The sequence below is a fragment of the Psychrobacter okhotskensis genome, from assembly GCF_013248965.1.
GTDB lineage: Bacteria > Pseudomonadota > Gammaproteobacteria > Pseudomonadales > Moraxellaceae > Psychrobacter > Psychrobacter okhotskensis.
Window position 1 is genome coordinate 14,252 of record NZ_JABRVQ010000025.1, and the last position, 15,104, is coordinate 29,355.

General features: G+C 44.6%; 7 protein-coding genes. 2 read left to right on the plus strand and 5 right to left on the minus strand.

The features are described 5' to 3' along the window. Positions 1-5 precede the first annotated feature (5 nt). On the minus strand, positions 6-1,187 hold the full coding sequence (locus HQR03_RS11600) for an aspartate aminotransferase family protein (protein WP_173240275.1): 1,182 nt from the start codon (positions 1,185-1,187) through the stop codon (positions 6-8). A 48-nt stretch (positions 1,188-1,235) separates the two neighbouring features. Next, complete coding sequence (locus tag HQR03_RS11605; protein WP_173240276.1) at positions 1,236-1,427, minus strand: DNA gyrase inhibitor YacG; 192 nt, start codon at positions 1,425-1,427, stop codon at positions 1,236-1,238. Between the two features lie 270 nt (positions 1,428-1,697). On the opposite strand from HQR03_RS11605, the gene HQR03_RS11610 reads away from it, so the two are divergent. Further along, positions 1,698-2,345: a DUF938 domain-containing protein gene (locus HQR03_RS11610; protein WP_173240277.1), complete on the plus strand. Its 648-nt coding sequence runs from the start codon at positions 1,698-1,700 to the stop codon at positions 2,343-2,345. Positions 2,346-2,516: 171 nt separating this feature from the next. Here the strand turns inward: HQR03_RS11610 and HQR03_RS11615 are convergent, their stop codons facing one another. Continuing rightward, the gene (locus tag HQR03_RS11615) at positions 2,517-3,911 is read right to left on the minus strand and encodes an ABC1 kinase family protein (RefSeq protein WP_173240278.1); all 1,395 of its coding nucleotides are present in this window, start codon (positions 3,909-3,911) and stop codon (positions 2,517-2,519) included. Positions 3,912-4,254: 343 nt separating this feature from the next. Beyond that, positions 4,255-5,592 (minus strand): phosphoribosylamine--glycine ligase, encoded by a 1,338-nt coding sequence (gene purD, locus HQR03_RS11620; protein WP_173240291.1) that lies wholly within the window; start codon positions 5,590-5,592, stop codon positions 4,255-4,257. A gap of 498 nt (positions 5,593-6,090) precedes the next feature. Between purD and HQR03_RS11625 the strand changes: the two genes are divergently transcribed. Then, positions 6,091-10,941, plus strand: a complete 4,851-nt coding sequence (locus HQR03_RS11625; protein ID WP_173240279.1) for an NAD-glutamate dehydrogenase — start codon at positions 6,091-6,093, stop codon at positions 10,939-10,941. A 149-nt stretch (positions 10,942-11,090) separates the two neighbouring features. Here the strand turns inward: HQR03_RS11625 and HQR03_RS11630 are convergent, their stop codons facing one another. Next, positions 11,091-15,047, minus strand: a complete 3,957-nt coding sequence (locus tag HQR03_RS11630) for an SbcC/MukB-like Walker B domain-containing protein (RefSeq protein WP_173240280.1) — start codon at positions 15,045-15,047, stop codon at positions 11,091-11,093. Positions 15,048-15,104 lie beyond the last annotated feature (57 nt).

Genomic DNA, 15,104 nt, shown 5'->3' on the forward strand with positions numbered 1-15,104 from the left:
ATGAATTAAAACGATGGTTTTAATAGCTCAATCAAACGATCAGCCACCTGTGAGCTTTCATCACGGCTCATGTTAAGCGGCGGCAGTAAGCGCACCACATGACCACCAGTCACATTGATAATCAGCTTTTGCTCATCACGGGCTCGATCGACCAGCTGACTACAGTCCATGTGTTCAGGTAAGGCAATACCGATCATCATCCCAGCACCGCGACTGGTGACACCATGTTGTCCTAAGCTGTTTACTAAGCATTCGCGAATGAACTGACCTTCTGTCACTGCATTATCCATAATATCGCTGTTTGCCAATACCTCGTAAACGCTGTGCACCACACGACTGGCTAAGGGCGTGCCACCGTAAGTAGAGCCATGACTGCCAGCACCGAACAAGCCATTGGCGCGACCACGTACCATGCAAGCACCGACGGGGAAACCATTGCCTAAGCCTTTCGCTGTCGTCAAAACATCAGGACGCGCGCTGCTATGTTGATACGCAAAATATTTACCCGTGCGACCATTGCCCGTTTGTACTTCATCCAGCATAAATAGCCAGTTGTGAGCATCACATTCTGCTTGTAGCTCTTCTAGATAAGTAAAGCCGTTAGGTGCAGTATTGAGACCGCCTTCACCTTGAATGGGCTCTACAAAGATAGCACAAATATCATCATGCTCTTGCGCGGCTTGCTTGATCGCTGCGATATCGCCAAAGGGGACACGGATAAAGTCATCATCTAAGGTATAAAAGCCTTCGCGCGCTTTTGGATTAGCTGTTGCTGATAACGACAATAAGGTGCGACCGTGGAATGACTGCTCCATCACGATGACTTTTGGACGTTTAAATCCCTGCTTATGGGCGTATAAACGCGCCAGTTTTAACGCAGCTTCATTCGCTTCGGCGCCGCTATTGGCAAAAAACACGTTGTCCATCTGAGCTGCCGTACACAGTACTTCGCCAGCACGCTCTTGCCAGTCGATACCGAATAGATTGCTCGTATGTACCAAAGTAGCAGCTTGTTGTTGAATGGCGTCGGTGATTTGAGGGTGGCAATGCCCCAAGCCACAGACAGCGATACCCGTCAGGGCATCTAGATAAGGCGTATCATCTTTGGTGTACAGCCAGCTGCCTGAACCACGAGTAAAGCTGATGGGCTGACGATTATAGGTGGGCATCAGGTAAGTAGCTGACATACAAATATCCTTGCGGTGATAACGTTATAAAGTGATTAAACGGATTGGTTATAGCTCATCCGAAAAAGGGGTTGACTCGGCCGGTAGGGTGTACTCTTCGTTGGCCCAAGCGCCTAAGTCAATAAGCTTGCAGCGGTCACTACAAAAAGGCTTATATTTATTGTCTTGCCATGCGGTCTGAGTGCCGCAGCATGGACAAGGGTAAGTTTTGGGCACAGTGTTGGCAGTAGATTCAGTCATAATAAGTGAGGTCATCCTCATAGGTAGTAGGAAAAGTATGCTCAGCGAATGAGAGTCGGTATAATAGCATGAGGCTAAAGAATGACAAAAGGCAAATAGCTTTCTATGTCAAACCAGCCTAAACAAAGCGAATAAAGAATACACCTAAAGCATATGCTATAGTGCTTAACAGAGTTTTTATAAAATAGACATTACAACTAAATCAGTAATAGTTTAATAATCAAATTGATAGCCTACTAAAGACTATCGCTTACAGGACGAAATCCTACTATGACGCAACAAGCAACGCTTTCCCATCAGAAAAATCGTGCCTTTCAACCACACAAACTGTCAGCGCCGCGCGACTTTATTGTTCCAAAGATAATCAGCGAAAACCAAGACAACGCCCCTTTATTGTTAGAGATTGGTGCCGGGAAGGGCAAGCACGCGCTCAGTTTTGCCACACAAAATCCTGATAAGCAACTGATTGCCATTGAGCGTACCCGTAATAAGTTTGAAGCCTTTGCTAAGATTGCAACACAGCAGAATTTATCCAACTTAAACGCCATTCATGCGGATGCCATCGCCTGGATCGTACATGCCGTCGCGGCCAGTAGTATCGCCAAAATTTTTATATTATACCCTAACCCAGAGCAGCACAATCCCAACCAGCAATGGCTGAATATGCCGTTTTTTGAGTTTTTATTATCGCGACTACAAGTAGGAGGAGAGGTAGTATTAGCGACGAATATCGAAGCGTATATGGATACTGCAGAGCAACAAGCTTGCACGGTATGGTGCTTACCAAACAAGCGTTATCATGTGCCGATAGACAGCGAGCGTACCCACTTTGAGGTAAAGTACTTAGCGCGTGGAGAAACATGTTGGGAGTTGACTATGCATAAGCCAAAAGGCTATAAAACAAGGTTTGGTGATTAGCAAGTTAGCGAAATGGACATTAAAAAATAGCCTAAGCAAAAAATAAACCTAATAAGGATTAGCTCCCGTATAAATAAGACAGTTGTTACATATAAAATAGCCTAAGCAAATAAAATTACAAAATAAAAAACTGCCCCTAAAAGGCAGTTCAAAAATTACACTCATTTCATATTACAGATAAGGCTTCACAAGTTTATTAGAATCCGTATAAGCATCTAAAACCGTTAGAAGGGTATAGGCGCCGATAAACTTACGGCTAATGAACATAAATTCTTTTGGCGGCAGATTAAATTCAAAAGACTGCATAGCGCGCGTCGCAGCAGAGGAAAGGCGTGAGTGTAGTTTACTATTTGCCCAGATATAACGATTTTGTTCATCCAAACACTCAGTAGGAATATCAGGATTGGTCGCTGGATCGCTAAAAGGCTCAGTTGCCAAGAGGAACAAAGAGGCGATATCGGAACAAACTTTTTCACTCATCGTGTCAAAAAAATCATAACCAGTCATGGCTTGCATCATTGCCTGATGGTCGTGACGGTAGCCAGCTTTTAGTAAGCCATGAGCAATTGTCAAAAGAGTATTATCAAACTGACGAATCGCCCCAAAATCCAATAATACTAACTTATCGACCTCGTGGTCATTGTCGCTGACACGAACGAGATAATTACCAAAATTTGGGTCTGTTTGCATCTCGCCCCAAACAAAAATCTCTTGCATCATGATCTCTATTGCCGACTGACCAATGGCATTGCGACGTTCGTGCGGTAAAAGCTGCAGTGCTTCCGAGACGACGCTAATGCCGGGCTCGTAAGACATACACAATAGGCGTTTGCTTGAGTAAGCGCGATTAATTTTGGGCACAGCATAGCGCGGATCATCTATCAGCCGCTCATAAAAACGCTCAGTAGTTGCAGCTTCTGCCTCATAATCGACTTCATGATGAAGTAGGTCGCGTATCTCTTCAAACCATGCATCGAGCGAGCGCGTTTGCGGGACAATATTACTGACTTTTAGCAAACGCTTAAACAAGGCAAGATCAGAATTGATGGCATCTGCTACCCCTGGATATTGAATTTTTAACACCACTTGCTCACCAGTGGCTAATACCGTGGCGCGATGAACTTGGGCGAGAGAAGCCGTACCGATCGGAATAGTATCGACGTCGAGCTCGCTGAGTCTATCGCCTAATAATTGACGCAAGGTCTGCTCGATGGTTGGCCATGACAGGGTAGCGGTATCATCATTGAGTGTTTGTAGTGCGCGCGTTATCTCAGGTGGCAATACATGCTCACCGTAAATAGCCAGCATCTGACCGATTTTGACCACGGAGCCTTTTAGTTTGCCCAGCTCTTCTGCGACATAATTTGCCTGCGCTTCCATAAAAGCTTGGTTACGTGCCGTGCGCGCTTCTTTATTCAAAAACATACCAGACACGCTGTTACCTGCCCAACGACGACCAATGTTTAGAGAAGTTTTGGCAATCGACATTCGACGTTCAAACCCTGAGGTTTTTAGATTGTCAATTGATTGCTTATTATTAGAAGGTTTAGACGTATCATTTGCCATAAATATAATCATTCATCCGGTTGGTATTGATGTGCGGGTTTGAAACCGACAATACAAGAGAGATGCGACGCGCAGGTACAAACGGGTACAAAATTGTATCATATAAAGGGGCAGGGGTTTATAAGCCTTAGCCGACCGCTAGCAGTTAGTTTGTAAGCTAACGTATTAAGCTAAATGATGATACGCCCTAATAAGGTAGCAAAAAATATGACCTAGTATAGTACTAGGTCGAATAATAACTCACTTAGAGAACATGGCACTCAATACAATACATAACGTCAACGATGGTTTAAACGTGCCAGATAAGTGAATTATCCAATATTGCTAAATGGCTGATGATGAATTACGCCTGTTCGCGGGCAATGGCATGATGACCAATATCGCGGCGATACTGTGCCCCATCAAAACTAATCGCACCTGTCACTGCCAGTGCTGCTTGCTGAGCGTCTGCAATACTATCTGCTAACGCCGTCACACATAATACTCGCCCGCCGTTGGTGATGATTTCTGCATTAACGTTGTGCGCATTAGCATTGTTATCATCCGAAAATGCCGTGCCTGCGTGAAAGACCTTAACTGCGCTATTATTGTTAGCATCCAGCTCAGGCAAGCCAGCAATCACATCACCTTTCGAAGAAGTTTCAGGATAGCCTTTTGAGGCAACAACGATACCAAGGGCAGGGCGCGCATCCCATTGAGCATCGCTTGGTAACTGGCCTGCCAGCCCTTGAGCGACCAAATCTACCATCGACGATTGCAAGCGCATCAAAATTGGCTGTGTCTCTGGATCACCGAAGCGGCAGTTGAATTCGATGACATAAGGGTCACCTGCGTCATTAATCATGAGTCCTGCATATAAAAATCCAGTATAAGGATGACCGGCCTCCTTCATCGCATCGACCACTGGTTGAATAACTTGTGCCATGACCTTGTCGTGGACATCTTGGGTGACAACTGGCGCAGGAGAGTAAGCACCCATGCCGCCAGTGTTGGGACCTGTATCGCCTTCAAAAGCACGTTTATGATCTTGGCTAGTCGCCATCGGTAATATATTGTCACCATCAATCATACAAATAAAGCTGGCTTCTTCACCTTGCAAGAACTGCTCGATCACCACACGGCTGCCTGCATCGCCAAACTTATTGTCGGCCAGCATATCATCGATTGCTTCATATGCTTGTTCGATAGTCTCCGCGACGATGACGCCTTTACCAGCAGCCAGACCATCCGCTTTAATAACAATGGGCGCGCCTTGCTCATCAATATAGGCTTTGGCAGCGTCAGTATCTGTGAACCCTTGATAAGCTGCCGTCGGAATATTGTTCTGTGCCATAAATTCTTTGGCAAAGGTTTTTGAGCCTTCTAACTGCGCACAATATGCCGTTGGGCCCCACGCCTTAATACCAGCAGCACGGCAGGCATCGATGATACCCGTCACCAATGGGGCTTCTGGTCCAACGATGACCATATCGATGGCGTTGTTTTGGCAAAACTCAATGACAGCATTGTGTTCATCAGTTCCGCTACCTGTAGACTCGAGAACAACGTTTTGGCATTTGGGTTCAAGGGCAGTACCAGCATTACCTGGGGCGACGTAGACGTGTTGGACGTTGTTATCTTTTGCACATTGCCATGCTAGCGCGTGTTCACGACCACCTGAGCCAATCACCAAAATATTCATCATACGTCTTGCCCTTAGCATTAAAGTTAATAATGAGTTAGTCATACACTCTGAGAGATAGCCGTATTCTAACAAAAAAAGTGCCTTGATTGCCATGAGTATCCACCTGCCAGCCGTTATTCATCAATAATTAAGGTGTGTTGTCTCATTAGCAAAGGTTATCGGCATGTTGCTGATTCATGAAATGATGTTGTACGCTTTAGCTATGCGCCTAGGTGCGTTACACTTCAATATATTAATGGTATTAAATCTAGCCAGCCGTTTGCTCTTATAAACATTAGGCAATAAAAAACAACAGAGGATGCCAAAGAGAACGATGTGGTTTATTAGAAGCTCGTTAATGGATGTACTGCTATCTGATATTGGTGATTCATTACATTCAGACCTTGCTAATAATTAATACTGATTAATAAGTAGAAACCAACTAAGTGCTAACAAAGAAAAGCACTTGAAAAGAAAAACACTTGAAATACTAAACCTATAAAAAGGACAAAGGACATGCCAAACTCCCTAAGTATCGCAAAAGAGCGCATCAGCCAGATAAGCGATATTGCCACCAATTATGTACAAAATGACAAATCACTATTTGATCATTTTATTCATAGTTATTATCAGCCCCTGCATCAAGAGACGGCAGAGGCTATCAGCAATACTGACTTAGCAGGCATGGCGCTCCATCATTTTACGCTACTCAAGTCTTATGATGGTAAACAACCGCAACTCGCTATTTTGAACCCAAAAGCAGAAGAGCAGCATTTCCACAGCTCACACACGGTCATACAAATAGTGGCGTACGACAGACCATTTTTAGTAGATACTATTTTGATGAGTCTTGAGGCTCAAGGTATCGACGTGCATCGCACTTATAACATTATTATCAGTGTTGAACGCGATGATGACGGCAACATTGCTCATATTGAAGGTGCTCATGAAAGCGCGACGTCGCACTTATCTATGATTCATTGTGAAATTGCCTATCAAGACAACGAAGAGTTGGCCGCATTACAGCAACTGTTGTTGGCAAAAGTGGATACGCTCGATACCGTCGTTGGTGACTGGAAACAAATGCGCGAGAAGCTAACGGACATCCAGTCGGAGCTGTCAAAAAAACCATTGCCAGAAGTATTCTATTCGCAGCAAGAGATTCAAGCGTTCTTAGATTGGATATTGGACGATCATTTTATCTTCTTAGGCTACCGTGAATATCGCTTAGAAGGCGATAGCATGATGGATGTCAACAGCGACACTACCAATTCTAAGAACGCAGATTTGGATTTATTTGCCATTGGCAATAGCGGTCTTGGTTTGCTACGCGGTGCCGCAGAAGACACTTTGTCAGAAAGCTTTAGCCAATTGCCAAAAGTGTTAAAGCAGCTGTTGACCGAGCCGCGAGTATTGATGTTATCCAAATCGAGCCGTGTCTCACCTATACATCGTTCTGTATATATGGACTTCTTAGGTATTCATAAGTTTGATGACAATGGCAAACTGGTCGGTGAATATCGATTTATTGGTTTACTGACGTCGCAAGCCTATCAACTTACTGTCCAACAGATACCATTACTGCGTGAAAAAGCCAATAAAATCATGGCAATGGCAGACTTACCGCGTGATGGTCATGCACATCATAAGATGATGCACGTCATTAATACTTTACCGCGTGATGATTTGTTTCAAGCCAGCGTCGAAGAGCTTTATCCGATTGTCTCTGGTATCAGTCAATTACAAGACAAAAAGAGCCTGCGCTTATTCAGTCGTATCGACCATTATCAGCGTTTTGTTTCTTGCTTGGTCTATATTCCCCGCGATAAATTCAACACTGAACTGCGCATCAAAGTGCAAAATGTCTTGAAAGACGCGTATGGTGGCACCTCATCTGGCTTTACCACTGAATTTAATGAATCTGCCCACGCTCGTGTGCATGTCCACGTACGTACTGTGCCTGGTCAAGTTAATGATGTGAATACAGCCGCTTTAGAAGAAAAGCTGTCGGCACTCATGCAATCATGGGGCGACCACTATCAAAAAATGTTACTCGACAATGTCGGTGAGCAACAAGCCAATGCACTTAATCGTCGTTTCTTCAACTACATACCTGCCGCTTACCAAGAGCACTTTGATACCCGTACGGCTGTCGAAGATGTTAAACGCTTATCAGGATTGACCGATGAGCAGCCAATGATTTGGCACCTATATCAGTCAACCGGTGACGCAAGCAATCAGCTGCATCTTAAGCTGTATGGACGTGAGCAACCCGTTATTTTGTCCAAAGTCTTGCCAATATTAGAGAACTTTGGTGTTTCAGTGATTTCTGCGCAAACCTATGAGTTTGACTTACCAGAGCTGCCTATCTGGATGCAAGAGTATGAACTGACCTTGGAGCATGTCGATACGGTTGATATGCAAGTGGTGCGTAATCAATTTGAAGACAGTCTCAAGCAGATTTGGGCGGGACGCGTTGAGAGTGATTCCTTTAACGAGCTGGTATTAATCACCAAACTAGACACTTATGATGTGGTCGTACTCCGTGCCTTGTCCCGCTATATGATGCAAGCACGCGCGCCATTCTCTAGTGCTTATATTCAGCAAACGGTGGTAAAAAACAACGACATTAGCGTGGCACTAAGCAGCTTGTTCGATGCACGTATGAATCCTAAGTATAGTGAAGAGGCGCGCACAGAAAAAACCACGAAAATTCAAGAGCAAATCACCGCCGCCTTGATAGACGTTGATAGCTTGGATGAAGATCGTATCTTGCGTTGGTATTTAGACCTAATCAATGCCATGGTGCGTACCAACTTCTATCAAACGGATAGTGAAGGCGCACGTAAAGACCGTCTGTCGTTTAAGTTCTTAGCTGCAGATATTCCAAACTTGCCCAAGCCTAAGCCAATGTTTGAGATATTTGTCTACTCGCCACGCGTTGAAGCCGTGCATCTACGCGGTGGTAAAGTTGCCCGTGGTGGTCTGCGTTGGTCAGACCGTATGGAAGATTTCCGTACCGAAGTACTCGGCCTGGTCAAAGCGCAAATGGTCAAAAACGCGGTTATCGTGCCGGTCGGTTCAAAAGGCGGCTTTATCGTCAAGACCAAATCTATGGCAGATGGCCGTGAAGCGTTCCAAGCCGAAGGTATCGCCTGTTATCAGACGTTCTTACGCGGTATGCTCGATGTCACGGATAATATTGTGGATGGAAAAATTGTCCCGCCAGCCGATACGGTGCGTCATGACGAAGACGACCCGTATTTGGTCGTTGCCGCTGATAAAGGTACGGCAAGCTTCTCTGATATAGCCAATGCCTTAGCTGCCGAATACAACTTCTGGCTCGATGACGCCTTTGCCTCCGGTGGTTCGGTCGGTTATGATCACAAAGCCATGGGTATCACAGCCCGCGGTGGTTGGGAATCAGTCAAACGTCACTTCCGTATGCGCGGTATGGATATTCAAAACCGTGATGACTTTACCGTGGTCGGTATCGGTGACATGAGCGGTGATGTATTTGGTAATGGCATGCTGAGATCTACCCATACCAAGCTGGTCGCGGCCTTTAACCATCTACATATCTTTATTGATCCCAATCCAGATACTGCTGCGTCTTATGCCGAGCGGGAACGCTTGTATGAAACGCCGCGCTCGACGTGGGACGATTACGAAAAGTCGCTCATTAGTCAAGGTGGTGGGGTGTTCTCACGCACGGACAAAAGCATCGCTATTAGCGCTGAGATGAAAGAGATTTTCGATATTAGTGAAGACAACTTGGCCCCTAATGAGCTTATTAGTGCACTAATGAAGTCACCAGTGGATCTCATCTGGAACGGTGGTATCGGTACTTACGTGAAAAGCGAAAATGAGAGCCATGCTGATGTCGGTGACCGTGCCAATGATGCAGTCCGCGTCAATGGTAACGAGCTGCGTACAGCCGTCGTCGGTGAAGGCGGTAACTTGGGCTTTACCCAGCAAGGACGTATCGAATACGCCCAAACAGGTGGGCGCATTTATACCGATGCCATCGATAACTCAGGCGGCGTGAACTGCTCAGATCATGAAGTCAATATCAAAATCTTACTCGGCAAAGTCGTTGAGCAAGGTGACATGACCCTGAAGCAGCGTAACGAGCTGCTAGAAAGTATGACCGATACTGTTGCAGAGCTGGTGTTGCGCCAAAACTATCTACAACCACAAGCGATTGAGCTTAGCCATATCCGCGCCGCTGCTAACCTAAGCGATCACCAGCGTTTTATCCAAATGCTAGAAAGCGAAGGTCGTCTTGATCGTGCCATTGAATACTTGCCAGCAGACGAAGAGATCGCCAAACGTCAAAAAGCGGATACCGGTCTGACCAATCCTGAACTGGCGGTGGTCATGGCCTATGGCAAAATGTGGGTTTATGACAACTTGTTGCTATCGGACTTGCCAGATGATCCATACTTTATCAATGAGCTGCGTAAGTACTTCCCAGACGAGCTGGCTACGCGTTTCTTTGATGAGATGACTGAACATCGTCTGCATCGTGAGATTATCAGTACCTATCTGACCAATAGTGTGGTCAACCGTTTGGGTATCGAGGCACTGTTCCGTCTCTATGAAGAAACCGATCAGTCTCTAGCGACTATTATTCGTGGTTATGCGATTAGCCGTGATGTCTTCAATGTGGCAAAAGCTTGGAACACGCTTGAGTCGTTAGATAATAAAGTCGATGCGACGCTGTTATTGAACCTCGAGCTGCGTCTACGTGATGCTCTCGAGCGCGGTGTGGTGTGGTTCATCAATGCCTTTGGGCAAAACTTGCAAGTGGCAGATATGATTAGCCGCTTTAGTGAAAGTGTTGAGAAACTAACCAAATCAGGCGGTTTTATTGAGCAGCAATTTTCCGAGTACTTAGAGGCAGACACCCATAGCTTGGTGGAAAAAGAGCTATCCGATACGGATGCTACTTTGTTTGCTATGCTGCCTTATCATGTTGATGCGTTAGATGCAGCGCGCCTTGCCGAGCAATATGAGCGTCCTGTCGATGAGATTGCGACCTTATACTTCGAGGCCTACCATGTCTTGCAGCTAGATTGGATGATGGATAATATCGCCAACTTACCACAGCAAGACTATTGGGATCGCCGTGCCCGTCATGCCTTAGTGAATGAGCTGTCACGTAGTCTGCGTCTGTTAATGGACGCCATATTGTCCAAGCCAGATGCACAGCAGGCATTTAGCGAATGGAAAGCGCGTCATAAAGACCATCTTGAAGGGGTAACGACGGAGATGCATAAGCTCGATAGCAATGATGGAAGTGCTATTAGCTTGTCAACGCTCTCTGTCCTTATGAGTGAGCTGAGCGGCCTAGTGACTAAATGAGTGAAAGTGAGCAAGTGACTAAGTAAAGAGTCATGAAATAAATAACAAGATAAACGTCTTTTCAAAAAAACCACCGTTATTAATTGACGGTGGTTTTTTATTGCCTTATTGTCATAATTTTTATTAACTGCCTTAACTGCTGTCTTAATTTACGAGGCTTTTTCGTCGGTAACATTGGTAACTCGGCGACAGCCTTGACCGCTGATTTGGCTAAAGCCGCCAGAGAGTTTTTCGACCTTAATTTGGGTTAGGATACGATCTTTTAACGCCTGTACGTGGGAGATAATGCCAATAAGTTTACCTTCTTGCTGCAAGCTGGTTAAGGTATCGAGCGCAATATCAAGCGACTCTTCATCAAGCGTGCCAAAACCTTCGTCCAAAAATAGCGAGTCGACGCGGATGTTATGACTGGCCATTTGTGATAGCCCAAGCGCTAAGGCCAGACTGATAATAAATCCTTCACCGCCGGAGAGGTTTTTGGTACTGCGAATATCGCCGCCTTGATAGTTGTCGATGACATTAAGCTCAAGGGGATTGCTGTCATCATGAATGAGCAAATAGCGGTCACTCATTTTTTGCAGTTGCGTATTAGCATGGCTAATCATGACCTCAAACGTTAAGCCTTGGGCAAAGGTACGGTATTTCTTGCCATCAGCGGAACCAATGAGCGTATGTAGCTGTTGCCAAACTTGTAGTTTTTGTTTTTGCTCATTGATAGCAATGAGCTGTGCCGCTTGTTGGCCTTTTTGACTGTCGTTATCCTTAAGTTTTTGGTCAATCGCACCGATTTTTTGACTTAACTCATCAATATCTATTTGTATTTGATGGTGCTGGCCAGCAAGTATTTCTCGGTCTTCATCCGTCATAGGATTGGCAAGTTTTTGCTCTAACGCTTGCTGGGTGCTATCCAACTGTAATTTAGCTTGATGCAATGCATTATCAATCGCTAATTTACGTGTCTGTAGTGACTCACGCTCTTCTTTAGGCAGGCGGGCACTCACAAAAGCAGCTTCATCTACGAACTGTGATTCTGCGAGCAAGTTAGTAAATCCGCTTTGCTGCGTATTCAGTATAGACATCGCCGCCTGTAGCTCTGTGTCTAGCTGTTGTTCTCTAGCTGTTAATTGCTCTAGAGTCTGCTGTACAGTGTCTAGCTGCCTTTGTGCTACTACTTGCTTGGCTTTAGCCTCATCAACCGCACGGCGTAATTGATTTTCTTCATTGTCTGTATTTTTATCTGCAAAAATCTCTTTTCTATCTTGCTTTAATTGTTCGATAGCATTGGTTTTATGAGCAACTAAGTTCTCTAACTCTTTGAGCGCTGCTTCATCATTGCTAAGCTGTGCTTGCTTGGTTTCAATCTGCGCGGTCAAACTGCTTAAGCTATTTGTTAGCTGCTGCTGGCGGTTTTTCTGCTCATTAAATTGTCGTTTTAACTGGTTTAAAGCGCTGCGCTGTTGACGCAACTTTTCAATATGACGGTCATAGTCTGCGCTGCCTATTACCGTTTGCTCATCAAAACTATTATGTAGTTGCTTAAGTGCGTCAGATAAGTCTTCCGCATTGAGCGCTTTAGTTAAGCTTAAGTGTTCTTTATATTTATCCGCTGGGTATTTATGCGTTAGAGATGAAACGGTGGTCATCAGGGGTGCCAACTCCGAGAAATTAGCGGCAATCTTATCTTTTATCCCATCAATCTTTTGAGAGTTAAGCTTGATGTCAGTTGTTAAATTATTAATATCGCGACTAACTGTTTGTTGCTGTTTTTCGTCGGTTTCGATGGCAGTACTGAGCTTTGCCGCACTTTCAGTTAAGTTGTCATATTCGACCACTATAATTTTAAGAGACTGTTTATGTTCAGTCAGATCATGTTTGGCGGTGTCTAATAAGGATAAGCTATGATCTATATTCGTGATGGTCGCATTAATATCATCGCCTATCTTATAAAGAGGATTAATAATTACTGCGATTGCTTTAGAATAATTGTTTTCAGCCTCAAATAATGAGGCTATGTACGACTGAATATCACCATGTAAAATTTTGGATTGCTGCTGTAGAGCCGCTAGCTGTTGCTCTTGGTTGTTAAGAGCTTCTTTCTTTGTGGCGTATTCGATATTGTATGTTGATAAAGCCTGCTCAAGGTTATCAATAAAGGTTTCTAGCTCAGCTATTTGCTGCTGAGTTTGTTGCGTCTTAGTCTGTTTTATTGTGGACGACTGATTTTGCTCGGCATCTTTATCATTATTATTACTGGCTAATAATGGATGATGTTTGCTATAAGGATGCTCATGCGCACCGCAAAGCGGACAGGGCAAGCCATCTTCTAGTTCTGCTATGTAGTCCTCAAGTCCAGCGACTTTCTGTAGTAAATTCAGATGCTCTTGTTTTTCTTGCCTCTTGAGCTTAGTGTCTTGAATATCTGATTGATGACTAGCAATCAATCCTGCTAAGGTCGTTAGTTCCTCGGTTAGCGTGGGCAGCGAGAGATTGGTCTTTTCGATTTGGCTGGCAAGATCGGATAGCTGCTGTAGCTTAAAGATGGCTTGCGCAATCTGAGTGTTGATCTTATCGACTTGCTCTTGCTCGCTGCGCATACTAGTTAGCGACTGTTTTTCAATAAGTGCTACTTGCTGCTGTTGTACGTTGACCAATTGCTCGCGTTTTTGCTTAATTAACAATTCATCTGCTTCTTGCTGCTTAGAGAGCTTATCGAAATGAGCTTGTAGCTTGCTTGATTGGTTGTCATGCGCAAGTTTATCCGCCGCTAAGCTGACATTATCTTCCAGCAGCACCACTAATCGGCGACAGCTGCTATCAAAGGTCGCCATATCTGTATCGAGATCGTTTAGCTCTTCATAATCGCTAAAATATTTTTCTATACTGCTAAGCTGAGCTTTGGTCTCTTGTTCTGTTTGTTTGTGGCTGGCTATTTCTTGGCGTAATCGTTGCGTATTATTGACTAAGACGTCTTTACGTTGATTGTCATCTGCCAAAGAATGGGATTGCTGTTTTATTTCAGCATCCAACTCGCGCGTTTTTGCAATGATAGGTAAGGTGGTCTGCAGATTGTCCGTGGCTTGCTTTTCAATGGTATTGACATCGTTTACATGGGTCGTGGCTTGTGCCAGCGCTTCTTGCTGTGTTGGAATCTTATTAAACAAATCTTGCTGCTCGAAACCCAACCTCTTGACCGACTCTCGGCTATAGCTAAGCTCTCGAAATTGACTATCAATCTCTAAGGCTTTATTAGCAATATCTAGGCGCTGCGCTTCTGGAGTAAAGTCTGTCTGTGTCTGCTGTGCTGCTGCAAATTCGGCCTGATAGGTCGATAGATTTTGTTGTAGCTGCTGTACATTATCCAGCCACTGCAGCTGCTCGCTCAGGGTTTTGAAAGTTTGTCGCTGTGTGCTTTGCTGTTGATTAAGGGTCTCTAATTCTGCTGCCAGTAGCTTTTCATCTTCAAGATTTAATAATGATAAACTATTAACGCCCGCTTGTAGCTTACCAAGCACTTCTTCTTCAAAGCGTTTCTTTTCATGGACGTTTAACGATATTTTGGCATAGATAGCAGTGCCCGTTATTTTCTCTAAAATGGCGGCTCTATCGCCGATATCAGACTTTAAAAACGCGGCAAAACTGCCCTGTGCTAGCATGATAGAGCGGGTAAATTGATTGAAATCCATGCCGATAAGGTCTTGAATGTAGGCTGATGTCTTAGATTTTTTCTCTTCTAAAATCTTACCGGTTTTAACCTCGCTAATCTCGTGTCTAATCGGTAATAAGTTACCCTTGGCTTTTTTGTGGGCGCGATGCTGGTACCAGTAGCATTGATAGCGTTTGGAATCTATCTCGATGATGACTTCTGCCGAGCATTCCCCCGTACCTTGGGTCATGATTTCGTTCGTTGAGCCGGTAATATCACCCAATCTTGGCGTTTGACTATATAGTGCTAAGCAAATCGCATCCAAGATGGTGGTCTTGCCAGCGCCCGTCTGCCCAGTAATGGCAAAAATCCCTTCATTCAGAAAAGCCGGATCACTAAAATCAATGTGCCATTCGCCTTTTAGGGAGTTTAAGTTTTTAAGTCGTAGTTCAATCAGTCGCATGGGTAGGTCTTATTTTTATATAGAACAGTTATAAAGAGAACAGTGATGAAAAGTGAA